Below are 25,924 nucleotides of genomic sequence, written 5' to 3'. Positions count from 1 at the left end.
TCAGGCCACAGCTGCCTGCGCGGCATCGAGTCGCGCAATGTCCTCCGGTCGGAGCTTCACGGTCGCGGCGGTCACCGAGTTGAGGATCGACTGCGGCCGTGACGCGCCCGGGATCGGGATGACGACGTCGCTCTTCGCGAGCTCCCACGCCAGGGCGATCACCTGCGGGGTGACGCCGCGGTCCCGGGCCACGGTCGCGAAGTCCGCGTAGGTCGATCCGAGGTCCGCCGCTCCCGCGATGCCGCCGAGCGGGCTCCACGGCAGGAACGCGATGCTCATCTCGTCACAGAGTTCCAGCTCGGGCTCGCTCGACCGGAACGCCGGCGAGAACTGGTTCTGCACGGACACGAGCCGTCCGTCGAGGACCTCGTTGGCGAGACGGATCTGGTCGACGTCGGCGTTCGAGATGCCGGCCATCCGGATCACGCCCTCGTCGAGCAGCTCGGCGAGCGCACCGATCGAGTCCGCGTACGGGACCGCCGGGTCCGGGCGGTGGAACTGGTAGAGGTCGATCGTCTCGACGCCGAGGCGCTTCGCGGAGGCCTTCGCCGCCTCCTTGAGGTACTCGGGGTGACCGTTCTGCGCCCACGCGCCCGGCTCCGGTCGGAGGTGGCCGCCCTTCGTCGCGATCAGCACCTGCGAGGCGTCGCCGTGGTACTCCCGTACCGCCCGGCCGATGAGCTCCTCGTTGTGCCCGACCTCGTCGTGTGCGGCCAGGTGGTAGGCGTCCGCGGTGTCGATGAGGGTGACGCCGGCCTCGAGCGCCGCGTGGATCGTCGCGATCGCCTGGCGCTCGTCCGGTCGTCCCTCGATGGACATCGGCATGCCGCCGAGTCCGATCGCGCTGACGTTGGTGTCTCCGATGGTTCGCTGCTTCATCCGCCCAGCATGCGCCGATGCTCGCTCGCCGGACTCAGGACCCCCGTCGAGCCCACGCCGGAGCGTGCTCGGGGAGCGGCCCGAACGCGATCCCGCGCGCGTAGGCCCCGCTGGCCGGCGGCACGTACTTCGCCAGCAGGACGGGCAGCAGCGGTGGCCCGTCCTGCAGCTTCCCCGCGAAGGCGCGCTCGAACACGAGGCGGTGCAGCGCCCGTTGCGCGCCCTGCACCAGCACCGCCGGCGCGGTCCGGCGGCGTTCGACCGCGGCGAGGGTCCGGTTCAGCGCCCGTCCGCGGACGCCCCCGACGATCGCCGGTGCCAGGATCGCGGCCGTCGCGACGGCGTCCTGCACCGCGAGGTTGATCCCGACACCGCCGGCGGGCGACATCGCGTGCGCGGCGTCGCCGATGCAGAGGAGCCCCGGTCGCCACCACCGCGGCAGCCGGTCCATCCGGACGTCGAGCACGTGCACGTCGTCCATCGACCCGATCGCGGACACCCGGTCGGCGAACGACGGCCGGAGTCGGGCGACCCTGGCGCGGAAGTCCTCGACGCCGCGGGCGCGGAGCTCGGCGTCCGACCCCTTCGGCGCGAAGTACGCGACCTGGTGGTAGTCGCGCCGCGGGAAGCTGAGCAGCACGTCGGTGCCGTCGAACGCGGGGACGAGTGCGGTCTCCGCGTCGCTCGGCTCCTTCGGCAGCCGGAACCACCAGGTGTCGAACGGCACGGGGAACTGCTTCGGGCGGAGGCCGGCGGCAGCGCGGAGGACGGAGTCGCGTCCGTCGCACGCGATCACGACGTCGGCGCGGAGCTCCTCGTGCTCGCCGTCGCCGCGGTACGGGTGCAGGTGCACGCCGGCCACGACGCCGTTCTCGACGATCAGGGCCGACGCAGCCTGCCCCATCGAGATCTCGAACGACGGTTCCTGCCGTGCGGCGCTGACGAGCATGTCGAGGAGGTCCCACTGCGGCACCATCGCCACGTGGTCGTACGGCGGCTCCAGACGCGAGAAGTCGCCGAGCAGCAGGCGGGATCCGTCCGGCATCGGCAGGGAGAAGTCGTCGAGCCGTGATTGCGGGATGGCCCGGAAGCGGTCACCCAGTCCGAGCTCGTCGAGCAGCCGGATCGTCGAGGCGTGCACCGTGTCGCCGCGGAAGTCGCGGTTGAAGTCGTCGTGCTTCTCGACGACGCGCACGCGGATGCCCGCCCGGGCGAGGAGCAGCCCGAGCACCACGCCGGCGGGCCCACCGCCCACGATCGCGACCGTCGTCCGGCTCACCGTGACCATGGTGCAGACGGTACGCCCCACCGGACGGGAGGCTCGTGGCCAGGCCGCCACGAGCCTCCCGTCCGTCCCGTTCAGCGGTCCGGCAGCTCCACCACGCGCGTCGCGCGGTCCGCGAACGCGTCGTCGGAGGTGGCGACCACCAGCGCGAGACCGGTGCGTTCGACGAGGCCGGCGAGGAGGTCCACGATCCCGGCGGAGGTGACGCTGTCCAGTTGGGCGGTCGGCTCGTCCGCGAGCAGCAGCCCCGGTCGACCCACCACGGCACGGGCGACGCCGACGCGCTGCTGCTGGCCTCCGGAGAGCTCGTCGGGCCGCTGCGCACCGTGGCCGTCGAGGCCGACCTCGCGGAGCGCCGCTCGGACCCGGTCGTCCCGCTCGGCGGGGTCGACGCGGGCGATGCGCAACGGCACCTCGACGTTCTCGGCCGCGGTCAACTCCGTCAGGAGGCGGAAGTCCTGGAAGACGAAGGCCACGCGGTCGCGCCGCATCGCCAGGAGCTCGTCCTCGGAGCGCGGCGCGAGCGGCACGCCGTCGACGGCGACCTCGCCGCGAGTCGGCCGGACGAGGCCGCCCAGGATGCGCAGCAGCGTGGACTTGCCCGATCCGGACGAGCCGTGCACGACGACGAGCTCGCCGCGGTCGGCGGAGAGGTCGACCGTGTCCAGCGCGCGGACGACACCGGCGGGGGAGTCGTGGTCGTGCCCGAGGCCGCTGGCGACGAGGACCGGTGCCGCGGTCATCGGTCCGCTCCCGGTCGGATCGCGACGTGGTCGTCGTGCAGGCTCAGCCGGACCCGGTCGTGGAGGCCGAGCGCCTGCTGGAACGACTCCGGGAGCTGAAGGCGCCCCGCGGCGTCGACCACCGCGTACTCCTCGCCGGCGCCGGCGTCGAGGTCGTCGCGGATCGTCTCGGTGGACGTCCGGCCGTCCCGGATCCGCACCGTCCTGCGGACCTGGGCGGCGACGCGCTCGTCGTGCGTGACGACGAGCATCGTGACGCCGCTGGCCTCGTTCACGGCACGCATGGTGGCGAGGACCGCGCGGGCGCTCTCGCGGTCGAGGGCACCGGTGGGCTCGTCGGCGAGGAGTACGCGCGGCTCGTTCGCGAGCGCGACACCGAGCGCGGCGAGCTGCTGCAGCCCGCCGGACAGGTCATCGGGGAGGGCGTCGGCGTGGTCGTGCATGCCGACCAGGTCGAGGACGGCCTCGGTCCGGTCGGCACGGGCCCGGCCGCGCACCCCGGCCACGGCGAGCACCGCGGCGACGTTCTGCGCGACGGTGAGGTACGGGATGAGGTTCCTGGCGGTCTGCTGCCACACGAAGCCGACGGCGTGTCGGTGGAACGTCGTGCGGCGCCGCGGTGACAGCCCGGACAGGTCGGTCCCGGCCACGACCGCGGTGCCGGCCGAGGGCTCGTCGAGCGCCGAGAGGATGCCGAGCAGGGTGGACTTGCCGCTGCCGGACTCGCCGACGACCGCGACCATCTCGCCGCGTCGGACGGTCAGCGTGAGGCCCTGGAGGGCCTGCACCTCGACGTCCCTGGACCGGAAGATGCGGACGAGGTCGCGGCAGACGATGTCCTCGGTGTCGCTCATGGACGGCTCCTGTTCTGCGGACGGTGACGGGGACGGTGTGGGGGTGGCGTGCCGGCGGCGACCTCGACGAGGAGCACCGTGAGCAGCGCGACCACGACGACGGCGACCGTGCCGCCGAACACCCACGGGTCGAGGGCGAGCGGCGGCTGCACCGGGCTCCCGGTGAAGGACCGGAGGTCGGCCGCGGGGAGCATGAGCACCACGGCGGCGGCCGCGACGACCACCCCGGCGACGACGATCGTGACGAGGAGCGGGACCGACTCGGCGGCGATCACCCGGCGGTTCCGACGGCGGTCGAGGCCGAGGGTGGCGAGCAGCCGTCCGCGTTCCCGCCGACCGGCCGCGGCGAGCAACCCGGAGGCGGCGAGCGCGCCGGCGCCGACGACGACGCCGACCAGCGCGGCGACGACGGCGATCGTCCGGACACCGGGCACCCGCGGGTCGGCCGTGAGCTCGCGCGCGACGCTCGAGGCCGTCTGCACGGTGCCGTCCGGGGCCGCCGCGCGGAGGCGCGGCACGACGCGGTCGACGTCCGCACCGGGGCCGAGCGCGACGAGCACCCGGTCCACGCTGCCGGTCGAGGTGAGGTCGGACGCGTTGCGGTCGTCGACGAGCATCCACTTCGCGGCGTCCGTGAACGGCGACGGGTCCGGCGCGGTCCCGACCACCCGGACGCGCGTCCCGAGGACGGAGCCGCCGTGCCGGAGGTCCGCGGCGAGTGACTCCGAGACGACGACCGGGACCGCCGCCGTGGCGGAGCCGCGCAGCGCTCTCGGGGTGGGCAGCGCGCCGGGGACGCCCCGCTGCGTCACGCCGAGCGCCGCCGAGTCGGCGACGAGCAGCGTCGAGGTGACCGTTCCCGACCGGGTGTCCAGGCTGACGGCGTCCGTCGTCGCGATCCCCGTCGCGGACGCCACGCCGCGGACCCGGCCGATCGCCCTGACCTGATCGTCGTCGAGCGCCGGGGCCTCGATCGAGACCGCCGCTCCGACCGACCGCCGCGCGGCCTCGTCGAGTCCGTGTACGAGCGTGCTGCCGACGACGCTGCCGAGGAGTGCGACGGCCACCCCGGCTGTGGTGACGCCGATCGCGACGGTCCGGGCGACACCCCCTCGAGCCGTCGTGATCGAGCCGACGAAGCCAGGCAGGTCGGCGCCGCGGCGGAACACCCGCACGACGATGCGCAGCGCCACGGGGAGCAGCCGGGTCGCGAGCACGGTGCCCGAGGCCGCGAGCAGCACCGGCAGCGCGGCTGCGAGCGGATCGATGCGCCCGTCCGGTGCGGTCGTCGCGATGCCGGCGCGCGCCGAGACGAACGCCGCGACCGCCGTGGCGACGAGGACGGCGCCCTCGACCACGAGTCGGAGCCGTGGCGCGTGCGACCGGGACCGTCCACCGGGGACGAGGGCCGCGGCAGCGAGACACGGGAGGACGGCGCTCGCCGCTGCTGTCGTGATCCCCGCCGCCAGCGTGCCCGTGCCCGCGTCCGAGCCGGCGCCGATCGCCGTGAGGACCGCTGCAGCGGTCCCGGCGCCGAGCAGCGCCGCGGGCACGGCGGCGGAGGCGACGAGGAGGGCAGCCAGACCGCCGCGGAGCACCCGACCGCCGCCACGGGCCGCGAGGAGCTGCCAGCGGTCCCGGTCGCGTTCGACGGTGAGCAGCGCGACGAGGGCCATGACCCCGACCACGGCGACGAACGGGCCCGTCCCGAGCGCGGCGGTCAGTGTGCCGACGGTCGCGTCGCGGGCCGCCGCGGCGTCGAGGAGCCCGGGGAGGCCGGTCGTCAGGCGCGCGGAACCCGAGACCGTCGAGGGCAGCGGCGTGAGACGGGACAGTGCGGTCCTGGCGGCGTCGGACAGGGCAGCGCGGTTCGCCGTCGTCACCGCATCCGGCCGGAGCGCGAACCACGCCCGCCCGTGGACCGCGCGGAGGTTGCCGGCGAGCGCACCGGTCGACCCGGGAGCGGCGTAGGCGACGCCGGTCTCCGCCGTCCCACCGGGCCCGAGCGCGAGCTTCGCCGGACGGAGCGTCGTCGGGGTCTGCGTCCAGGCGTCCTCCGTCGGGTCGTCGGCAGCGTAGGTCCCGACCAGGTCCATGGTCGTCTCGCCCCCGGTGTCGGCGACGACCCGCGACGTCCCCACCGGCCACTCGACGGCGGACGCGACGGGACGGGACAGCACGACCTCGATCGCTCCCGGGTCGGTGGACGCCCGCGGGGCCCGCCCCTCGACGATGTGCGATCGACCCGCGAACCCGGGGTCCGCCGCGATCGCGATGTACGCGGGGGGCTTCGAGGGCTCCTGGGCGAGCGGCATGAGGTCGGTCTGCGCCACGTACTCGCCGGGACGGGTGGCCTCGCGGAGGACGGCCGGCATCGCCCGACGCGCGTCGTCCAGCGCGGGAGCGATGCCGGCGAAGGCCGCCTGCGCACGGGACGTGACCGGGTCTGTGGTGGCGGTGCCGGCGACGTCAGCGGGACCGGAGCCAGGCTCTGCCACGACGAAGGTGGCCTGCAGGTCCCGTTCGACGGGCGTCGCCCTGGTGAGGTCGTGCTGGACCCCGGCGGTCTGCAGCCCGCCGAGCACGGGGAGCACGACCGCCCCGGCGACGGTGGCGAGGAACACCACCGCGGCGATCGCGACCAGGGGACCGCGGTGCGACCGGGCGACCCGGTGCGCGGCCGCACCGGTCGTGGCGCGTCGAATCCGGCTCACGACTCGGCCTCCGTCGGGCGCCCGCGGACGTCGGCCTCCGTCCGGCGACCGCGCACGACCACCACGGTCGCGACGACCCCGGTCACCACGAGCAGGACGACGGGCGCGACGAACGTCGCGGGGACCACTGCGACCGGGGCCGCGTCGACGAGCCCGCGCGACGCCGGGACCGCCGCGACCGCGAACGGCGCCACGGTCGTCCCGACCGCGAGGATGCCCGCCGCCGTTCCGCCGAGCACCCCGAGGACCGCTGGGAGGGACGAGCCGAGTCCGCGCGCGGCCGCCGACCACCTCGCCGGGACCCCGAGCGCCCGGAGCACCCGACGTGCCGGGTCGGGCTCGGCGCCGGCGATCGCCAGGACGAGGAGCACGAGGAGCGCACCGAGGGCAGCGGTCGCGGCGAGTGCGGCCACCGCGGTGGCGATCACGGGATCGGACCGGACCGCCGCACCGGACGTGACGGTCGAACCACGGGGCAGGCCGGTGCGGAGCGACTCGACGACGGACGTCGGGTCGGAGGTCGTGATCCAGCGTTCGCCCACGCGCGGGACGGCCGAGCCCGCGGGCGCTGAACCACCGTCGATCGTCGTCGCGACGAGCGTGGACAGGTCGGTCACGACGGCGCTGCGGCTCCCCGTCCCCGGCACCGACTCGACGATCGCCCGGACGGTGCTCGCGACGGGGCTCCCGGTGGACGAGGGCGTGACGTCCAGGCGTGATCCGATCCGGACACCGAGACGGTCCGCGAGGGTGCGGGTCAGGACGACGGGCAGGCGTCCGTTCCCCGGTGACCGGCCGACGACGATCCTGGCGGGCGGAGCGAGGTCGACCGCGGTGGTCTCGCTCGACACCGGCCCGTCGGCACCGTCGACGGTGGCCCCGACGGCGACACGGAGCCGCGACGAGGTGAACGTCGAGTCGGTGTCGGCGGGGCGGGACGCGAACGTCAGGGTCGGCTCGACGGCGAGTAGCCGCCAGCCGGACCCGGAGGACGGCAGGGTCCCCGTCAGCCGAGCAGCGCCGCCGACCGCGACCGCCCCGGTGCCGTCGGCGGAGCTGGTGAGGGTGACCAGCGCGGGGACCCCGTCGGCGTCCACGACCCAGGCGGCGAACCGCACCGAGCCCACCGCGTCGGGCCGCTGCACGTCGTCGAACGTCGCCACGGCGGTCCGCACGTCGATCGACACCGAGCGTCGTCCGGGGACGAGCGGGACCCCTGACCGGTGCGCCGGTCCGAGTCGCTCCGCTCCGGTGCCCGGCAGGAGCACCGCGGCACGCGCTGCCGACGTCGCGACGACCGGCACGGTGACGGACCCGACGCCGACGGTGTCGGTCCACACCGGGGTGATGCTGCCGGAAGCCGGCCGATCGAGGCGGATGCGCGGGAGGAGCGTGCGCTCGCCGACGACCGCGTCCCCGTCCAACCGCACCCGCACGTCCGGACCGACCACGGCGCGGGCGGTGCGGTCGTCCACCTCGGCGACGGTCGCCGCGAATCCCGCGACGAACACCCCGGTGGCGGCCACGATCGAGACGACGAGGACCGCGGGGGCCGAGGACGCCCACGTGCGTGCGGTCCGGCGGGCGGTGAGCGCAGGCAGCAGTCCGCGCCACCCCGTGGCCGACCGGGCGACGACCCGCGCAGCGACGCCCCCGAGGAGCACGACGACCGACGCCCCGGCGACGATCCAGACGACGGGTGCCGCGGCGGCGACCACGTCGACCGTGACGGTGCGCCGGACGACGTCGATCGGGACGCCGGCGGTGAACAGCCGCCACGTCGCGAACACGGCGGCGGCGACGAGGACGCCCGCCGCGACGACCTGGCCGACGACCCCGGTGGCCGACCGGCGGCGCCGTCCGACGACCACCGCGGGGACGACCGTGCCGACCAGGACGGCAGTGCAGACGGTGGCCGTGACGATCGACCAGAGCGAGCCGACCGACGGTCCGGTCGGCAGCGCGACGGCGACGGCCGCACCCGTCCCGACGGCGGACCCGAGGGCGGCCGTGACGATCCCCTCCGCCGCACCCCAGCGTGCGAGCTGGCCGCGGGTCGCGCCGCGGGCGGTGAGGAGGGCGTCCTCCGCCGACCGCACGAGGTCGAGCCGTGTGGCGACCACCACGAGGGCGACCAGGGCGAGGACCCCCAGTACGGCGACCGCGAGGCCGTCCAGCGCGACCGCCACACCGACGGCTGCGCGCGCTGCGGCAGGATCCGTGATCGCTGTGGAACGGTCGCGAGCGGCGGCCGTTCCGATCACCAGGACCAGCACGGCGGTGGCAGCGGCGGACGCCACCACGGCGGCGGCGACGGCGAGCAGACCGACCCGTCGTCGTGCCCGTGCGCGCCACGGGTGTTGTGTTCTGCGCCGAACCCCCATCCCGACGAATCTAGGGGACGGCCGTCACACGCTGCTGCTGATCGGTCCCGTCGACGAGGGCGTGTCGTCCGCGGCGCCCGCGAACACGACGCCACCCCACGTGATGCACGCCACCGCGAGCACGAAGCCGACCGCCGCGATCCACCACGACGTCCGACGGCGGATCCAGGCACCGATCGCGAGCACCACCGTCGCGACCCCGATCACGAACGCCCCGCCGACCGCGAGCGCCGCGCCGCCGAAGTACCCGCCGGGGGAGCACCCCGCGGCGGCGTCGCACGCCGCCGTCGCGGAGATCGTCGCGATCAGTCCCACGATCGCGGCGACGATCGTCATGAGCGCGCCGAACACCAGGAGCAGGATCGTGGTGATCCGGTCGGCGATCTTCCCGGGCGGGAACAGGGTCGTCGCGCCCTGCTGCCACTCGGTGGGCGTCGGGCGCCCCGGTGTGGGATCGGGTGCTGACCATGTCATCGCGGTACCCCTAACGCGCTTCGACGCCGAAGGCCTCGGCGAGTCGCTGGATCTTCTGTGCACGGCCGAGTCGCGGCAGGTCGGAGCCGTCGCGGATGACGCGCCCGCGCGCCTCGAAGTCGTCGAGGAAGTCCTGAGCCCACGCGACGTCCGTCGGGGTGGGGGAGATGACCTCGTTGATGACCGGCAGCTGCTCGGTGTCGAGGCACAGCTTCCCGGTGAGCCCGAGGGACACCGCGACCTGCGACTGCTCGCGGAGGATCGGGTGCGACGAGCCCACCGTGGGGCCGTCGATCGGACCGGGCAGGTCGCCCACGCGGGACGCCACGACGAGCCGGGACCGCGGGTACGCCATCGCGAGCGTGTCCGCCGAGGTCCCGGTGTCACGGCGGTAGTCGCCGCTGCCGAAGGCCAGCCGGAACGCGCCCTGCGCCCGGGCGATCGACGTCGCCTCCTCGATGCCGAGGGCGGACTCGACGAGGGCGATCACCGGGGTCTGTCCGCCGAGCCGGTGCCAGGTGTCGGTGACCTGCGCGGGGCTCTCGGTCTTCGCGAGCATCACGCCCTGCAGACCGGGCAGGCCGCGGAGCTCCTCGACGTCGTCGGCCCAGAAGTCGGTCGTGACGTCGTTGATCCGCACCCAGGCGTCGCCGCCGCCCGTCAGCCACTCGGCCACGGTGGACCGGGCGGCGGGCTTCGCGGCAGGGTCCACGGCGTCCTCGATGTCGAGGATCACCTGATCCGCCCGGGAACGTGTGGCGGAATCGAATCGGTCGGACGCGGTCCCGGCGACGAGGAGCCACGAGCGCGAGATCTCGGCGGGGACCGATCGACGCCGCGAGGGAACGGCAGTGGACGGGGCGGTGCGGTCGTCGATGGCCATGCCACGTTGGTACCACAGTCCGGGGTGGCGAACCGTCCGTGCGTCGCCCGATCTGCCCGAAACCTCGGTTCATTGCCAGAGACGACGGACGCTTCCGCTTACAGTGGGCGTTGTGTGGCGCGCGGACAGAGTGACCGGCGGCGAGGACGACGTGAACGACGACGTCTCCGCCGAGGACTCGCGCGCCTCGGGGGACGACCAGCACGTCGGGGGCGACGACCAGCAGCAGCAGCACGGGCAGGACGAGACCACGAGCACCGCGGACGCCATCACAGACCCGAACGACGACGACCTGGACCGCTCGCTCCGGCCGGAGCTCCAGATGACGAGCCCGCACGCGATCAGCCTCGGCGACCCGCGGCTCACGGCGACGAACGCGGCCGAGCCGGTCTGGGACGCCTGGCGTTCCCAGCTCGCCGGTGTCGGCGGCACCAGCCCGCTCGTGCACTTCGCGGACCACCCGCGTGCAAGGATCGAGCTCTCCACGACGCACCCCGGCGGACTCGCGCAGTTCATCACCGGCAAGACCACCCTGCTGTCGAGCCTGATCCGCGACGAGGTCGCCCTCCGCGCGGCGCGCATCGCAGCAGGACACGTCGAGGCGAAGGGCACCGAGCTCGCCACCGTCCGCGGCATCGACGCCGTGAACCTCGGCATCGGCATGGCCGACTGGAAGCACGGCGACGAGCAGTACCGCGGCCCGGTGCTCCTCCGTCCGCTCGCGATCCGTCGCCACGGCCGTGACTTCGAGGTCCGGCTGCTCGGTGAACCCGTCCTCAACCCCGCGCTCGCCGACGCGCTCCGTGAGCAGTTCGGCGTCACGCTCGACGCGCAGACGTTCGTCGCGCTCGCACAGCAGGACGGCTCGTTCACCCCGAACCCGGTGATCGACCGCCTCCGCGGGCTGACCGCGCACATCCCCGGCTTCTCCGTGCACGCCCGGCTCGTCGTGTCGACCTTCGCCGAGGTCGCCACCGGCCTGGTCGAGGACACGAAGGACCTCTCCCACCCGGTGCTCGACGCGCTCGCCGGCAACCCGAGCGCCAAGTGGCAGGTCGAGCAGTCCTACCGTCCGGTCGAGCAGACCCCGTCGGACGAGCGCAGCCCCGACACCGACACGCTGCTGCTCGACGCCGACGACGAGCAGGAGAACGTGATCGCGCAGATCACGGCCGGCAACTCGATCGTCGTGAAGACTCTCCCGGGTACCGGCGGGACGCAGACCATCGTGAACGCGCTCGGTGGCCTCGTCGCCGCGAACAAGCGCGTCCTCGTGGTGAGCCCGCGCCGAGCGACCCTGCGCGGGATCGCCGCGCGGTTCGCCGAGGTCCAGCTCCCCGGTGTCGCCGTGACGCCCTCGACGCTCCGCCGTGACGTCGTCCGGGCCATCGCCCGCAACGAGAAGGCGACCCGTCCGAGCCTCCGCGAGGTCGACGACGCCCTGGTCCGTCTCCGCAAGGTCCTGAAGGACTACCGCGGCGCGCTCTCCCGCACCGACCGCGACTTCGGCGTCAGCGTCCTCGACTGCCTCGTCGAGCTCTCCCGACTGTCGCTGTTGCCCGTCCCGCCGTCGACGACGGCACGGCTCTCGAAGCAGTCCGTCGCCGCCATGGTCCAGGGGCGCTCCCGCGTCGCCGAGACGATGGTCAGCGCCGCGAACCTCGGGGAGTTCCGCTACGGCCCGGACGACTCGCCCTGGTACGGCGCGAAGTTCTCGTCGAGCGACGGCGCCCAGCGCGCGCACAAGATCGCGAAGGACCTGCACGACGGCGCCCTGCCGACGCTGCTCCAGCGGGCGCACGAGCTCATCGCGTCGACCCGGATGCGGCAGTTCACCACGGTGAACGAGCTCGGTATCTACCTGCGCCTGCTCACCGAGATCCGCGACACCCTCGACCGCTTCCTGCCGGTGGTGTTCGACCGCTCGGTCTCGGAGCTCGTCGCCGCCACCGCGCCCCGCGGCGAGGGCGCCCCGATGTCGAGCACCAACCGTCGCCGGCTGAAGAAGCTGGCGCGCGAGTACGTCCGACCGGGTGTGCACGTGTCCGACCTGCACGAAGCGCTCACCCGCGTGCAGCAGCAGCGGGTGCTCTGGCAGCGCTACGTCGCCGCCGGCGTGAACCCCGAGGTGCCCACCGGCATCGCGGACGTCCAGGTGCTGTTCTCGAACGTGGTCGAGGACCTCGCGCGCCTCGACGAGCCGCTCGGTCGCACCAGCCGCGACGAGCAGCTCGCGAACATGCCCGTCGAGGACCTCGTGCCGTATATCGGCACGCTCGCGGCGGACTCCGACGTCCTGCACAACCTGCAGGAGCGCACCGAGCTCATGCAGACGCTCCGCGACCTGCAGCTCGAGCCGCTCATCACCGACCTCGCCAACCGGCACGTCCCGGACACCCAGGTGCCCGCCGAGCTCGAACTCGCCTGGTGGCAGTCGGCGCTCGAGACGATGCTCGAGTCCGACCGGGCACTGCTCGGCGCGAACACCGACATGCTCGACCGGGTCGAGGCCGACTTCCGCCTCGTCGACGACGCGCACGCCGCGGGTGTCTCGCAGGGACTCGCGTGGCAGCTCGCCGAGAACTGGAAGGTCGGCCTCGTCGACTGGCCGGAAGAGGCGGCAGCGCTGAAGACCCAGCTCAAGGACGGCGCGATCACCTCGCGACTCCTGCAGGACTCCGCGCCGCACCTGTCCCGCTCGATCGCGCCGGTGTGGCTCGCATCCCCGTACGAGGTCCCGCAGATCGCCGACACGATGCCGTTCGACACGGTGATCCTCGTCGACGCCGGGGCGGTCACCATCGCCGAGACCGTCGACGCCGTCCGCCGTGCTCGTCAGACCGTCGTGTTCGGCGACCCGGTGACGCAGACGCCGTCCCCGTTCCGAATCGCCGTCGACCCGACGCACCGCGCGCTCCAGGTCGACGAGGAGACCCTCGATGCCCTGCACGCCGACTCCGCGCTCGCGAAGCTCTCGACCCTGCTGCCGACCCTGTCCCTGACGACGTCGTACCGCGCCGGCGGCGAGGACCTCGCCGAGCTCGTCAACCGTCGCTTCTACGGCGGCCGGATCGAGTCGCTGCCGTGGGCCGGCTCCTTCCTCGGCCACGGCTCGATCGCGCTCGACTACGTGAGCGACGGCAAGGCCGTCCCCGACCCCGAGTCCGGCGCGGTGGAGAGCGTCGACGCCGAGGTGGACCGCGTGGTCCGGCTCGTCATCGACCACGCCCGCACCCGTCCCACCGAGTCGCTCATGGTGATCACGGCATCGGCGAAGCACGCCGTCCGTGTCGAACAGGCCGTGCTCACCGCGGCCCAGGGCCACAAGGACCTCACCGAGTTCGTCATCGGCGACCGCGCGGAGCCGTTCATCGTCGCCACGCTCGAGCAGTCGGTGGCGCAGAGCCGCGACCGCGTCGTGTTCTCGATCGGCTACGGCCGCACCCCGCACGGCCGGGTCCTCCGCGACTTCGGTCCGCTCGGCAAGCCAGGTGGCGAGCGGCTCCTCGCGGTCGCGATGACCCGTGCGCGTCGCTCGATGGTCATCGTCACGTGCTTCCAGCCGTCCGACATCGAGGCGGAGCGGATGGGCCACGGCACCGTCGCGCTGGCCGAGATCCTCGCCGAGGTCCGCGCCCGCACCACCGCCGAGTACGTCCCGGACGACTCCGACCCGCTGCTCGTCGACCTGGCGCGGCGCCTCGAGATGCGCGGCATCCCCGTCGCGCTCGGGCACCGCGGCAAGCTCGGCCTGGTGGCTGCGCACGGCGGCGTCTGCGTCACGATCGAGACGGATGCGACGCTCCAGCAGGGGTCGCTCCGCGAGTCGCTGCGGCTGCGTCCTGAAGTCCTCCGCCGGCTCGGTTGGCACTACGTGCGCGTGCACGCCTTCCAGCTGTTCTCCGACCCGGACCGGGTCGCGAACACGGTCGCGGCCGTCCTCGGGGTCGACCGTGGGGCAACGCAGGAGATCAGCATCCCGCCGGTCCCCGCCCGTCGATGAGCCGGAGGGCCTCCCGGCCCGCCGGTCCGGTCACGCCCGGCACGGACCAACTGGTGGGCACGTGGTCGCGAGCCGACGACGCGGCCGCACCCGAGCCTCCCGTCCGCCCCGTGGTGACCCCGGATCGGTCTGGAGGCTCGGAGCGGCGCAGCAGGCGCGTCACCACCCAGCCGGTGCCGGGCTCCGACCCGTCCCCGGCTCCGGAGCCGCCCCGGCACGACCGCGGCGAGAACGACGCCCGGCTGCTCGGCGACCGCCCTCCCCACTGGGGGTAGGTACGCTGGAGGCCCCGGCCCCCGACGAGAGCAGCTGATGACCGACCCCGCAGTGCGCGAGCGCCCCGACTGGCAGACCTGGCCGAACCTCATCACGCTGGTCCGGTTCCTGCTCATCCCGGTGTTCGTGGTCCTGGTCGTGCAGGGGCACCCCGGCTGGGCGCTGGTCTCGCTCGTGGTCCTCGGCGTCTCGGACTGGGCGGACGGCTTCATCGCGCGGAAGTTCGACCAGGGGTCCAAGCTCGGCACCGCGCTCGATCCCGTGGCCGACCGGCTCGCGATCATCGCCGTCGTGCTCTCCCTGGTGCTGGTCGGGTTGCTGCCGTGGATCGTCGTCGTGATCATCGTCGTGGTCGACGCCCTGCTCGCGGTGCTGTCGAGCGTCTGGTTCCGCGGCGATCCCGACCTCAAGGTGTCCTGGACCGGGAAGATCCGCTCCGCCCTGCTCTTCGTCGGGCTGCCCGTGCTGCTGTTCTCGGAGACGTCGTGGGCGTCCGAGCACTCCTGGATCCGGATCACCGCCCTCGTGTTCGTGTGGCTCGGCACCGTCGGCCACGTCCTCGCGGGTGCGCAGTACTTCGCCGCGATGGTGCAGAAGCGGCGCGTGACCGCCGCGTCCTGACCCGCCCGGCGCCCGTCCGTGTCGCCCGCCTCGTCCCTTCGCACAACCGAAAGCCACTCGCGCCGCGGAAGTCCGCGGTGTGAGTGGCTTTCGGTTGTGCGGTAGCGATCGGTGCCGCGTGGGCGCGATCCGTCCGCGCTAGAGCTTCGTCGTGCTCGGGAGCCCCGGGCCCTCGGGGGCGTCGTTCGGGGCGACGTGGGCGCCCGCGCCGGCCGCCGCGCGGCCCTGCTGCGACCGGAGGAGGTCGCGGATCTCGACGAGGACCTCGACGTCGGTCGGCGGGACGTCCTGCGGCGTCTGCTCCTCGTCCTTCTGGAGCTTGGCGAACGTGCGCTTGATGAGGTGGTTCACCGGCAGGATCAGCGCGAAGTAGACCACTGCGGCGATGATGATGAAGTTGATGGCCGCGCCGATCACCGCGCCGAACTTCAGGGAGGCGTCCCCACCGGAGACGGTCGGGATGTGCACGATCAGCGTCTTGTCGAGCATCGACGCGTTGAACACGGCACCGATCAGCGGGTTGATCACGTTCGTGACGATCGAGGTCACGATGGCGGTGAACGCGGCACCGATGACCACAGCGACGGCCAGGTCGATCACGTTTCCGCGGAGCAGGAACTCCTTGAAGCCCTTCACGGGTCTCCTTCCGGGTCGAGGACGGCCGCCGGGCGGCGACCAGTCAAACCTAGCGAGGAGGCGGGGCGGACGTCAGGACGCGGTGGGCTTCGCGGGTGCAGCGGGTGCGGCGGCCGGTGCGGGCTTCGCGGACTCGGACTTCGCGGGCGCGCTGCTGGACGAGCCCTCGGACTTCGGCGCCGGGCGGGAGTCGGTCCGGTAGAAGCCGCCGCCGTTGAACGTCACGCCGACCGGCGAGAACACCTTCCGCAGGACACCGCCGCACGTGGGGCACTCGGTGAGCGTGGCGTCGGAGAACGACTGCTTGATGTCGAACGCGGTGTCGCACTCGGTGCAGCGGTACGAGTAGGTGGGCACGTCAGCTCCGGAACGTGATGATGCGCGACGGCGTGATGATGCCGTCAACGGGTTCGTCGTGGGGTTCGCGCGGGACCTCGTCGAGGTACTCCGCGTCGAAGATCACAGCATAGACGGGCGGACGCTTCGCCATGGACCCGAGGGTCTTGTCGTAGTACCCGCGACCCCAGCCCATCCGGACGCCGTCGTGTCCGACCGCGGCGGCCGGGGTGAGGATCGCGTCGACGTCGTTGATCGCGAGCGGGGACAGCACCTCGCCGACGACCTCGGGCATGCCGGAGATCCCCTCGGTCTCGCTCGACCCGTCGCCGACCGCCCAGTCGAGCAACCCGTCCTCGCGGGTGATGGGCAGCAGCACGCGGATGTCGCGCTCGAACGCCCAGTTCAGGAACGGTCGGACGTTCGGCTCGTCGGATGCGGAGAGGTAGAGGGCGATCGACTCGACCTGGCGCTCCTCGGCGAACCGCTGCAGGGTCTCGGTGAGTGCCGCGGTGTCGTCGTCGCGTTCGGTCGTGGTCCTGGTGCGTCGGCGCTGGCGGAGCTCGGCCCGCAGCGCGCGCTTCTCGTTGCCGAGATCGGGGATCATGCGAGGGAGTCTAACGATCGCGCTGATGCGGCTTTCCGTCTGATCGTGTCCTCATCCCGTGTCCTCCCTTCGTTTACGTCCCCGTAATGGGGGCATCCGATACGGTCATGGACATGGGCTTCCAGATTTCCAAGGCGGTGATCCCAGCGGCAGGGCTGGGCACCCGCTTCCTCCCCGCGACCAAGGCGATGCCGAAGGAGATGCTCCCCGTCGTCGACAAGCCAGCCATCCAGTACGTGGTGGAAGAGGCAGTCGGCGCAGGACTCACCGACGTGCTGATGATCACCGGGCGCAACAAGAACGCACTCGAGAACCACTTCGACCACGTGTCGGAGCTCGAGGAGACCCTCAAGAAGAAGGGCGACCACGAGAAGCTGCAGAAGGTGAACCAGTCCACGGACCTCGCCGACATGCACTACGTCCGACAGGGCGACCCGCTCGGCCTCGGCCACGCGGTGCTCCGCGCCAAGATGCACGTCGGCCGAGAGCCGTTCGCCGTGCTCCTCGGTGACGACATCATCGACGCCCGCGACCCGCTGCTCCAGCGCATGATCGAGGTCCAGGGGGAGAAGAACGCGACCGTCGTGGCCCTCCTCGAGGTCCCCGAGTCGCAGACCCACCTCTACGGCATCGCCACGGTCGAGGAGACCGACACCGACGACGTCGTGAAGATCACCGGCCTCGTCGAGAAGCCGGCGCAGGGCGAAGCGCCCTCCAACCTGGCCATCATCGGCCGCTACGTCATCCGCCCCGAGGTCTTCGACGTCCTCGAGAAGCAGGAGCCGGGCAAGGGCGGCGAGATCCAGCTGACCGACGCGCTCATGAAGATGGCGAGCGCGGAGGAGTGGACCGGCGGCGTGTACGGCGTCGTGTTCCGTGGACGCCGGTACGACACCGGTGACAAACTCGACTACATCAAGGCGATCGTGCAGCTCGCCTCGGACCGCGATGACCTCGGCCCCGACCTCAAGTCGTGGCTGAAGGAGTTCAACGCGGGCGAATGAGTCGACCCATCCCGCACGGGTCCGGTACCGCCGGACCCGTGCGGGACACCCCGCTCCGGAGCTTCCCCGGGGCACCGGAGGAACCTGAGCGATGACGACGATCCCGACCCTGTCCCACGGGCGGGTCACCATCCGCCCCCTCCGGCTCCGTGACACCCGTGACCTCGACGCGGCGCTCGCGACGAACCGCTCCTGGCTCCGCACCTGGGAGGCGACGAACCCGTCCGGCCACGTGTCCACCGACGTCCGTGGCTCGATCCGCGCGCTCCAGGCCAACGCCCGCGCGGGACTCGGACTGCCGTTCGCGATGGAGCTCGACGGTCGATTCGTCGGCCAGCTCAACGTCTCCGGCGTGACGTACGGATCGCTCGCCAGTGCCTCGATCGGCTACTGGGTCGTCGAGAACGCCGCCGGCCACAACGTCACGCCGATCGCCGTGGCACTGGCCGCCGACCACTGCTTCCGCACCGTCGGCATCCACCGCATCGAGATCTGCATCCGTCCCGAGAACGCCCCGTCGCTCCGGGTCGTCGAGAAGCTCGGGTTCCGGTACGAGGGGCTCCGCAGGCGGTACATCCACATCAACGGGGACTGGCGCGACCACTTCTGCTTCGCGCTCGTCGCCGAAGAGGTGCGCGAGGGCATCCTCGAGCGCTGGGTCCGCGGACAGGTGCCCCCGGGTGTCGGCAGCGTGCCCCTCGCCGCGCGGGACGAGGCCGCCATGCCGATCATCACCGGCCCGCGCGCCTGAACCGACCAGCGCCGCGAACCGGCCCGCGCGCCTGAACCGGCCCGCGCCCCCGAATCTCCCGACGACACGCGCAACACACGCCCCGCAATCACGAGCGCGAAGTACCCCCGCCCCTAGCCTCTCCCCATGGGAATCGGGTCATGGGGCGGCGGCATCGTCCTGCTGGTCGCCGCAGTGCTGTGGCTCGTCTACCTCATGCCCTCGTGGGCAGCCCGTCGCCAGTACCTCGCCACCGAGCGGAACGCGATCCGGCTGCAGCAGACCCTCCGGATCCTCGCGCAGACGGCCGAGCTCCCGGACGAGGTCCGCATCGAGATGAACGCGAAGTCCCTCGCCGAGGCGCAGAAGGTCGCGAAGTCCGAAGAGGCGAAGCGCTCGGCGATCGTCCGCGCGCACGAAGCCGCACGGCAGCGTGAGATCACCCGACGACTCGCGGAGCAGGGTCCGGCGCTCGAGCGGGCCTCGGCGGTCCCCGCGCTGACCGCGATGCGCATGCGTCGTTCGCGGCTCGGCGCGACGGGCCTCGGCGTGCTCGGCCTCGTCGTCGCGCTCGTGGTGCTCGTCGCAGCACCCGGCGCGTGGCTCGTCGCCGTCGCCGGCATCGTCGCCGCCGGCGGGTCCGCAGCGGTCCTCGCCCAGCTGCACCAGGTCGCCCAGGCGCGGAAGGCGCGGGCCGCAGCGGCTCCTGCCGGCGCGACCCGTGCCTCCCGTCCGGCGACGGCCTGGACCGATCCCGCCCCGCCGCTCACGAGCGAACAGCCGACCGAGGCGCCGGCGACGGAGCGGACCTGGACACCCGGCCGTGTGCCGAAGCCGCTGTACGTGGAACGGCCCGCCGCTCCCGTGGCGTCCCCGGAGTCGTCGGCGGAACTCGCCGCGCGGCTCAAGGAGCGCGTCGCCGCAGCCAAGGCCGAGGCGGACGCCGAGGCCGCGGCGATCCGGGCCGGGGACGTCGACCCCTCGCTCGCCACGGTGTCGCGGATGCGCCCGGACGTCGAGGAAGCGGTCGCCTCGCTGTCGGCGCACGACCAGGGTCGGCTCGCGGAGCGGCTCGGGTTGCGGGCCGCACCGACGGCGACGTCGACGGAGCAACCCGGTCAGTCCGCGCCGGCCCCGCAGGCCGCGCCGGAACAGCCCAGCAAGTGGGCGGGCATGGGCGTCATCGGCGACGATGCGTACGAGCAGGCCGACCTCGACGCGATCATGCGTCGCCGCCGCGCGGTCTGAGATCGCGGCACGCCCGGCGGGTCCCGATCGATTTCGGTGCGGGCCTGGCGGGTGCTAGTGTGGTCGAGCACTTGGGGCTATGGCGCAGTTGGTAGCGCGTCTCGTTCGCAATGAGAAGGTCAGGGGTTCGAATCCCCTTAGCTCCACCAAGGCATGAAACACGGCACCGCAACACAGCAGGCCCGGACCACACGGTCCGGGCCTGCTGTGTTGTCGGCCGGTCAGCCGCCGTACTGTGCGGTCGACACGACCGAGGATCCCGCCTCCTGGCACGCCGTGTTGAGCGACCGCATCGCCAGGTCCCACTCGGGGGAGTCGTCGAGTGCGGGTCCCGACTCCGGGGCCGGGTGCTCCTCGAGGTACCGCTGGGCGTACGCGATGGCGTTCGACAGGCGCGTGTCCGTGCTCGACAGGTGCTCGTAGCCGAAGCGTGCGGCCGACAGCAGGGCCTCGAGGCCGGCTTCGGTCACGTCGCCCTGCTGGAGCCCCACGCGCCCGTTGAGCGTCATCGTCGAGAGCGCGCTGAGCTGGCCGCAGACGGCCGGGGCGCTCTGGTCCTCGTCCATGACGACGGGGTCCGGGTCGGCGGCGGCGGTCGGCGTCGCCGGGGTGGGCGTGGACGACGGCGTCCGGTCGGCGGCGGTGTCGGCGGACGAGCACCCGGTGAGCGCGAGCGCGGCGCACGCCAGCAGCGCTGCACCGAGGACGGACGGGCGGACGGATCGGAGGTTCCCCATGTGTCGATCCTGACGGACCGGGATCAGGTGGCGGACCGTGGTTGCGGAATCGAGATCGGCTCGAGACTGGATCGTGACGGACGGGAGGCTCGTGGCGACGCCGCCACGAGCCTCCCGACCGTCATCCGGTCACGTCGGGCGGCCTGTGTCCTCCGCTCCACGCGCGACGTCGATGGTGTGCTCGGCAACCTCCTCCCCCTAGACTCCCGGTGCACCCACCGGGTCGCTCGCAGAAGAGGGGTACGCATGCGTCTCAGGTCCACCGTCGTCGCTCTGGGAACGACGCTCGCCGTCGTCGCGGGTCTGGTCCTCGCCGGCCCGGTGGCCGCTGCTGAGGCCGCGGCCCCCACCACCGGACGCTTCACCCCCGTCGCTCCGGCTCGTGCGTGGAGCGGCACGGTCGGCACGACCGCGACCACGGTGACACTCGGCGGTGCCGACGCGGTACCGACCGACGCGGCCGCCGTCGTGCTCACGGCCACCGTCACCGCTCCGACCGCGAACGGGTACATCAGCATCGCGCCCGCCGGCAGCACGGTGCGTCCGTCGGTGCAGAACTTCTCGACCGGGCAGCAGATCTCCGGCACCACGACCGTCGGACTGACGAACGGCAAGGCCACGGTCCGGCTGTCGGCCGGCTCGGGCAAGGTCGCCCTCGACGTCGCCGGCTGGTACGGCACGAGTGCATCGGGGTCGACCTACACGCCCTTGCCACCGACGAACGTGATCAAGTCGACGGCCACCACGGCGCCGCAGCGCGTCCAGATCGCGGGGACGGCAGGTGTCCCGGCGAACGCGACGGCGGTGGTCCTCCAGAGTGACGTCACCAAGCCGGCCGCGAGCGGCACGCTCCGCATCACGCCGTCCGGTGACTCCGCCGGTGTCGTGACGCTCACCTACCGAGCCGGTGTCACCGTTGCGAACACGACGACGGTCGCGTTGTCGGACGGAGCGGTCCAGATGCTGGTGTCCGCGGGCAGCGCGGCCGTGCTCGCCGACGTCGTCGGCTACTACGCACCGGTGTCGACCGGATCGGTCTTCGTCCCGGCGGACCCGGTGCGCGCGGCGACCGTCCCGGCGACCACGACCGCGCGGACGATCACGGTCGCCGGCACGGCCGGTGTCCCGCGCAACGCGACCGCCGCGGTCATCAACGCCAAGGTGGGCGGTGGTACCAACAACGGGTTCCTCCGTGTGACCGGTGCGGGCCTGGGATCGAGCGTGCCGACGCAGATCTACGCCCCTGGGCAGACGATCGGCAACGCGCTCATCGCTCCCCTCGCCGCGGCCGGGCAGGTCCAGGCGAAGGTCTCCTCGGGGACCGCGACGGTCTACGTCGACGTCGTCGGGTACTTCGTCGACGGGTCGACCGGCTCGGGAACCGGCGTCGACGTCTCCTGGCCGCAGTGCGGCAAGACGATCCCCGCCGACCAGTCCTTCGGGATCGTCGGGGTCAACGGCGAGCTCGGCAACCAGCCGAACCCGTGCTTCACGACGCAGCTCGGCTGGGCGGCGAACTCGGCCGGGGGAACCGCACAGGACGACACGCAGCTCTACGCCCTCGTCCAGAACCCCGGTGCCGCCCCCGACGTGAACTGGCCGACGTCGAACTCGTTCGCCGGGTCGACGGTCACGGGGAGCCCCTACGGCGCCTGCACGCCCGCCACCGACGGCACCGCGCGGACCACCCGGGCGTGCTCCTACGTGTACGGGTACGGCCGCGCCGCCGCGAACGTGGGCTTCACGAAGCTGAGCGATCCCGGGCAGTACCGCTGGTGGCTCGACGTCGAGACCGGGCTCTCGCACCAGGCGGACGTCACGCAGAACCGCGCCACGCTCGAGGGCATGATCGCGGCCTACTCGGACAAGGGCATCGACGAGCTCGGGATCTACTCGACCGGCTTCCAGTTCGGTCAGATCATGGGCACCGTGCCGGCGACGAGCACGATCCGCCCGCTGCCGAGCTGGGTCGCCATCGGCGACGGCACGCTCGCCCAGGCGCAGGCCGCCTGCAGCGGGACGCCGATCGCGGGTGGGCCGATCCTGATGACGCAGTACGTCACGCCGTACGGCACCGGCGAGATCGACCGCGACTGGTCCTGCAGCTGACGCACTGAGGCGCGGGTCGAGAACGCGACTCAGCCCGGGATGCTGGCCGTCAGCGCGCCCGTGGCGGCGAGTCGGCCGTGGATCGCGTTCGCTGCCTGCTCGAACGCGCGGTTGCCGCGCGAGACGCCGATCGCCCCGCCCTTGAGCGCCGACTTGCCCGAGCCGCGCAGCAGGCGCGCGACGGTCTGTCCGTCCTGCGTGACCATGATCTGCACCGCGAGCGTCGTGTGGAACGTGCGGTCGTTCGCGAGTCCGCCGATGAGCAGTGTCAGGCCGAGCTTGCCGCGGGTGGCGCGGAGCGACCCCTGCTCGCCGTCCTCGACGGTGTAGCCCTCGGACGCCAACGCCTCGCGCACCGTGGCGCGGACCTGGTCGGGGGAAGTGGACGCGAAGAAGTCGTGGCTCTCGGGCATGGCATCAGTCTGGCGTCGATGATGCCGGAGCGGAACCATCGTTGCGAGGCTGTGTGGCCGGTGCCACGATGACCGTGCGCGCCGCGACGCTCGCCGCGGGCGGACGAAGGAGCCCACCATGACCTCGCGACTGAACCCGTACCTCGGTTTCCGCGACACCGCCCGGGCCGCGATGGAGTTCTACCATTCGGTGTTCGGCGGTGAGCTGACGCTGAGCACGTTCGGGGAGATGCACGCATCCGAGGACCCGGCCGAGGCGGACAAGATCATGCACGGCCAGCTCGAGACACCGAACGGGTACCTGATCATGGGCGCCGACACCCCGAACAGCATGGGCTACACGTCGGGCAGCAGCATCTCGGTCTCCCTGTCGGGCGACGACGCCGAGGACATGCGCCGGTTCTTCGCCGGGCTCTCCGAGGGCGGCACCGTGATCGAACCGTTGACGAAGGCGCCGTGGGGTGACGAGTTTGGGATGCTCACCGACCGGTTCGGGGTGAGCTGGCTGGTGAACATCACCGGTCGCTGAAGTCCGCCGTTTCCCGGACGGGATCACGTAGCCTGGTCCGGTCATGGCTTCCTCGTTCACGCGCCGCTCGCTCCTGTCCCTCGCCGGTGTCGCCGGAGTCGGCTTCGCCGTCGCCGCGTGCTCGAAGTCGTCCGACGGCGGCGCCCGTCCGTCGTCGTCCCCGTCGGCGTCCGGTGCTTCGACCGCCGCTCCCGCCGCGACCGCGCTCGAGCCGGCGCAGGTCCCCCTCGCCGGCGGCGTGACGGTGACGGTGACCGGCACCGGCCTCGCTGCGGTCCGCGGCGTCACCGTGGGCGGGATCGTCGCACGCGACGTCCAGGCCACCGCGACGAAGGTGACGTTCACGGCGCCGCACCAGGCGATGTACACCGCGGGGTCCGCGGACGTCGCGCTGTTCGACTCGGAGCTGACGCCCGTCGCGTCGGCGAACCAGAGCTCCGACGGCAACGGCAGCGCCGCGAACGACGGTCAGTCCGGCGCCACCCAGGACTCGTCGAGCGCCACCCCCACGCCGACCGCGTCGCCGGCGCCCGACGCCTCGACGGCGCTCGCCACCACCTCGCTCGCCTACGCCGCGCTGACCGCGGTGGACCGGCAGCTCGAGTACGCGATGCGGTATTGGAAGGACTACAACCTCGCCGAGTACGGCACCATGAACCCGATCGGTGGCGACTGCGCGAACTACGTCAGCCAGACGCTGATCGCCCGCGGCTGGGAGCAGCGCGACGACTGGTACAGCCGCTCCAGAGGCGCCGCACACTCCGCGACGTGGACGTACTGCCCGGCGATGGACCCGTGGATGTCGACGAACGCGGCGACGTTCGGTCTCACGCGCCGGACCCTGGACGAGCGCGATAAGGTCAAGGTCGGGGACATCGTGTTCTTCGACTGGAACCACAACGACTCCCCGGACCACACCACGATCGTGTCCGAGGTCTTCACGGAGCCGGACGGCACGATCCGCATCAAGTCGGCGAGCCACAACCAGGACGGCCCGTACCGCGACCTCGACGAGATGATCACGGTGCAGCACCCCGGCGGCACGGCCTGGTTCCACACGTTCGACGCCTGACGCTGGACGCCGGGCGGCGGTCCGGTACAGCACCGCGATCCGGACACAGCACCGCGCATCTCCGCAGTGCTGTGTCCTTTGCACGGTTCGACCGCGCGACCGCGCCCCGCCGCCGGCCCTAGGGGTACCCGAGGAACCAGAGCAGCACGATCGCGACCGGCTGCAGGCACACGCCGACGACCAGCCACGTCAGCGCCCGCCGTCGTGTCCGGACGAACACGTCCGACCCGAGCAGCGGTGCCATCGGCATGAGCAACCGCGGCAGGCTCTGCTGCGGCAGGAACACCGCGACGAGGTAGAGCGCGTACGACGCGGTGAACCCGAGCACCTCCGGCCCGAGCGCCCGCACGTCGCGTCTTCGGAAGAACCAGAGCGCGCCGACGAGGACGAGCACGACGAGCACGATGCCGATCGGCCCGAGCCACCGCCCCGCCATCACGAACCACGGGGTCAGCGGCGCGAAGTGCTGCCGTCCGACGAACCCGACCCACCACGACAGCTCGGTGTCGAGGTACGCGTTCGGCCGTCCGGTCACCGCGCTCGCGATCACCGGCCACGCAAGCCCCGCCACCGCGACGACGAGCCCCGCGACGACGATCGCGATCCGGTCTCGCCACGGGAACGATTCGCGACGACGGACGAGCCCGACCCAGCGGACGACGAGGTGCGCGGCGAGCGCGACCGCGAGGGCCAGGACGCCGGGCTTGGCGAACGCCGCGATCGTGCCGAGCACCGCGACCAGCCAGTACCGCCGGTGCACGAGCGCGAGCAGCCCGCCGAAGAGCAGCACCAGGAACGTGGTCTCGGCGTACGCCACCTGCAGCAGGAACCCGGTCGGTGCGAACGCGAACAGTGCCGTCGCCCACCGCGCCCGGTGCGAGCACCCGACGGCGAGGACGAGGCGGTAGAGCAACACGCACGCACCGGCGCCGGCGATCGCCGCGACGAGCACACCCACGACCCAGAAGGACCCGCCGGTCACGGACATCACAGCGCGGACCAGGGCGGGGAACACCGGCAGGAACGCCCACGGGTTGGGGAGCACGTGCCCGTCGCCGTCGGTCGGCAGCGTCGACGGGTACCCGTGCTCCGCGATGGTCCGGTAGGACGACGCGTCCCACGACCCGGAGAACGTGAAGAACGAGGGGTCCTTCCGGTACGAGGCGAAGTCCCATCCACTCGCCGTCGCGACGACGTACATCGCCGCGAGCAGCAGCGTGCTCACGATCCGGGAGGCCGCCCAGATCACGAGCGGTGCGGTCCACGCGCTGCGCGGCCCGGACAGCAGGGAACGCAGCACCGGCCTGGAGGCCTGGCTCGCTTCCGCCACGTTGGTCACGGAGGCGATCCTCCCAGACCCGACACCGCGGCCGGGACCGCGGACCGG

At 72.7% G+C, this 25,924-nt stretch carries 22 protein-coding genes and 1 tRNA gene; 9 read left to right on the top strand and 14 right to left on the bottom strand.

Going from position 1 to position 25,924, the window contains the following annotated elements; translation table 11 throughout:
• From ACO0E1_RS15785 to ACO0E1_RS15750, 8 genes are all read right to left on the bottom strand, one after another.
• Positions 1–879: an aldo/keto reductase gene (locus ACO0E1_RS15785; protein ID WP_422875038.1), complete on the bottom strand. Its 879-nt coding sequence runs from the start codon at positions 877–879 to the stop codon at positions 1–3.
• Positions 880–913: 34 nt separating this feature from the next.
• Positions 914–2,167: an FAD-dependent oxidoreductase gene (locus ACO0E1_RS15780; RefSeq protein WP_422875037.1), complete on the bottom strand. Its 1,254-nt coding sequence runs from the start codon at positions 2,165–2,167 to the stop codon at positions 914–916.
• A gap of 71 nt (positions 2,168–2,238) precedes the next feature.
• Positions 2,239–2,907 (bottom strand): ABC transporter ATP-binding protein, encoded by a 669-nt coding sequence (locus ACO0E1_RS15775; RefSeq protein ID WP_422875036.1) that lies wholly within the window; start codon positions 2,905–2,907, stop codon positions 2,239–2,241.
• A complete protein-coding gene (locus ACO0E1_RS15770) occupies positions 2,904–3,761 on the bottom strand; it encodes an ABC transporter ATP-binding protein (protein ID WP_422875035.1) in 858 nt (285 codons plus the stop codon). Before ACO0E1_RS15770 ends, ACO0E1_RS15775 begins: the two co-directional genes overlap by 4 nt.
• Positions 3,758–6,475 carry an ABC transporter permease gene (locus ACO0E1_RS15765; protein ID WP_422875034.1) on the bottom strand — a complete coding sequence of 906 codons (2,718 nt, stop codon included), beginning with the start codon at positions 6,473–6,475 and terminating at the stop codon, positions 3,758–3,760. Before ACO0E1_RS15765 ends, ACO0E1_RS15770 begins: the two co-directional genes overlap by 4 nt.
• Positions 6,472–8,859 carry a hypothetical protein gene (locus ACO0E1_RS15760; protein ID WP_422875033.1) on the bottom strand — a complete coding sequence of 796 codons (2,388 nt, stop codon included), beginning with the start codon at positions 8,857–8,859 and terminating at the stop codon, positions 6,472–6,474. The genes ACO0E1_RS15765 and ACO0E1_RS15760 overlap by 4 nt, the downstream gene beginning before the upstream one ends.
• A 24-nt stretch (positions 8,860–8,883) precedes the next feature.
• Positions 8,884–9,333, bottom strand: coding sequence for a DUF6264 family protein (locus ACO0E1_RS15755; protein ID WP_422875032.1), 450 nt, complete (start codon positions 9,331–9,333; stop codon positions 8,884–8,886).
• A gap of 10 nt (positions 9,334–9,343) precedes the next feature.
• A complete protein-coding gene (locus tag ACO0E1_RS15750; protein ID WP_422875031.1) occupies positions 9,344–10,216 on the bottom strand; it encodes an HpcH/HpaI aldolase/citrate lyase family protein in 873 nt (290 codons plus the stop codon).
• A gap of 322 nt (positions 10,217–10,538) precedes the next feature.
• On the opposite strand from ACO0E1_RS15750, the gene ACO0E1_RS15745 reads away from it, so the two are divergent.
• Together ACO0E1_RS15745 and ACO0E1_RS15740 are read left to right on the top strand one after the other, a co-directional pair.
• On the top strand, positions 10,539–14,219 hold the full coding sequence (locus ACO0E1_RS15745) for an AAA family ATPase (protein WP_422875118.1): 3,681 nt from the start codon (positions 10,539–10,541) through the stop codon (positions 14,217–14,219).
• Between the two features lie 312 nt (positions 14,220–14,531).
• On the top strand, positions 14,532–15,116 hold the full coding sequence (locus ACO0E1_RS15740; RefSeq protein WP_422875030.1) for a CDP-alcohol phosphatidyltransferase family protein: 585 nt from the start codon (positions 14,532–14,534) through the stop codon (positions 15,114–15,116).
• 138 nt (positions 15,117–15,254) lie between these two features.
• On the opposite strand, the gene mscL is transcribed toward ACO0E1_RS15740, so the two are convergent.
• From mscL to ACO0E1_RS15725, 3 genes are all read right to left on the bottom strand, one after another.
• On the bottom strand, positions 15,255–15,752 hold the full coding sequence (gene mscL / locus ACO0E1_RS15735) for a large conductance mechanosensitive channel protein MscL (RefSeq protein WP_422875029.1): 498 nt from the start codon (positions 15,750–15,752) through the stop codon (positions 15,255–15,257).
• Between the two features lie 72 nt (positions 15,753–15,824).
• Positions 15,825–16,109, bottom strand: a complete 285-nt coding sequence (locus ACO0E1_RS15730) for an FmdB family zinc ribbon protein (RefSeq protein WP_422875028.1) — start codon at positions 16,107–16,109, stop codon at positions 15,825–15,827.
• Between the two features lies 1 nt (position 16,110).
• Entirely contained in the window at positions 16,111–16,695 is a 585-nt protein-coding gene (locus tag ACO0E1_RS15725) for a 5-formyltetrahydrofolate cyclo-ligase (protein ID WP_422875027.1), read from the bottom strand.
• Between the two features lie 113 nt (positions 16,696–16,808).
• Here ACO0E1_RS15725 and galU point away from each other — a divergent pair, with 113 nt between their 5' ends.
• The 4 genes from galU to ACO0E1_RS15705 all read left to right on the top strand — a co-directional run bounded on the left by galU (position 16,809) and on the right by ACO0E1_RS15705 (position 19,826).
• Entirely contained in the window at positions 16,809–17,699 is an 891-nt protein-coding gene (galU, locus tag ACO0E1_RS15720; RefSeq protein ID WP_281265768.1) for a UTP--glucose-1-phosphate uridylyltransferase GalU, read from the top strand.
• Between the two features lie 91 nt (positions 17,700–17,790).
• A complete protein-coding gene (locus ACO0E1_RS15715; RefSeq protein WP_281265767.1) occupies positions 17,791–18,450 on the top strand; it encodes a GNAT family N-acetyltransferase in 660 nt (219 codons plus the stop codon).
• A gap of 126 nt (positions 18,451–18,576) precedes the next feature.
• Entirely contained in the window at positions 18,577–19,677 is a 1,101-nt protein-coding gene (locus ACO0E1_RS15710) for a hypothetical protein (protein WP_422875026.1), read from the top strand.
• A gap of 73 nt (positions 19,678–19,750) precedes the next feature.
• Positions 19,751–19,826 (top strand) — tRNA-Ala (locus ACO0E1_RS15705).
• Between the two features lie 72 nt (positions 19,827–19,898).
• Here the strand turns inward: ACO0E1_RS15705 and ACO0E1_RS15700 are convergent.
• Positions 19,899–20,414 (bottom strand): hypothetical protein, encoded by a 516-nt coding sequence (locus tag ACO0E1_RS15700; protein WP_422875025.1) that lies wholly within the window; start codon positions 20,412–20,414, stop codon positions 19,899–19,901.
• Positions 20,415–20,660: 246 nt separating this feature from the next.
• Between ACO0E1_RS15700 and ACO0E1_RS15695 the strand changes: the two genes are divergently transcribed.
• Positions 20,661–22,523, top strand: coding sequence for a glycoside hydrolase family 25 domain-containing protein (locus ACO0E1_RS15695; RefSeq protein ID WP_422875024.1), 1,863 nt, complete (start codon positions 20,661–20,663; stop codon positions 22,521–22,523).
• A gap of 29 nt (positions 22,524–22,552) precedes the next feature.
• On the opposite strand, the gene ACO0E1_RS15690 is transcribed toward ACO0E1_RS15695, so the two are convergent.
• On the bottom strand, positions 22,553–22,936 hold the full coding sequence (locus ACO0E1_RS15690; RefSeq protein ID WP_422875023.1) for a hypothetical protein: 384 nt from the start codon (positions 22,934–22,936) through the stop codon (positions 22,553–22,555).
• A gap of 118 nt (positions 22,937–23,054) precedes the next feature.
• Between ACO0E1_RS15690 and ACO0E1_RS15685 the strand changes: the two genes are divergently transcribed.
• Complete coding sequence (locus ACO0E1_RS15685) at positions 23,055–23,465, top strand: VOC family protein (protein ID WP_422875022.1); 411 nt, start codon at positions 23,055–23,057, stop codon at positions 23,463–23,465.
• A gap of 43 nt (positions 23,466–23,508) precedes the next feature.
• A complete protein-coding gene (locus tag ACO0E1_RS15680; RefSeq protein ID WP_422875021.1) occupies positions 23,509–24,537 on the top strand; it encodes an amidase domain-containing protein in 1,029 nt (342 codons plus the stop codon).
• A gap of 118 nt (positions 24,538–24,655) precedes the next feature.
• Here the strand turns inward: ACO0E1_RS15680 and ACO0E1_RS15675 are convergent, their stop codons facing one another.
• Positions 24,656–25,876: a hypothetical protein gene (locus ACO0E1_RS15675; protein WP_422875020.1), complete on the bottom strand. Its 1,221-nt coding sequence runs from the start codon at positions 25,874–25,876 to the stop codon at positions 24,656–24,658.
• Positions 25,877–25,924: the final 48 nt, after the last annotated feature.

Source organism: Curtobacterium guangdongense (assembly GCF_049341845.1).
Lineage (GTDB): Bacteria > Actinomycetota > Actinomycetes > Actinomycetales > Microbacteriaceae > Curtobacterium > Curtobacterium guangdongense.
Note: the sequence above shows the minus strand (reverse complement) of the source record. Positions and strands in the feature narration are given on the sequence as shown.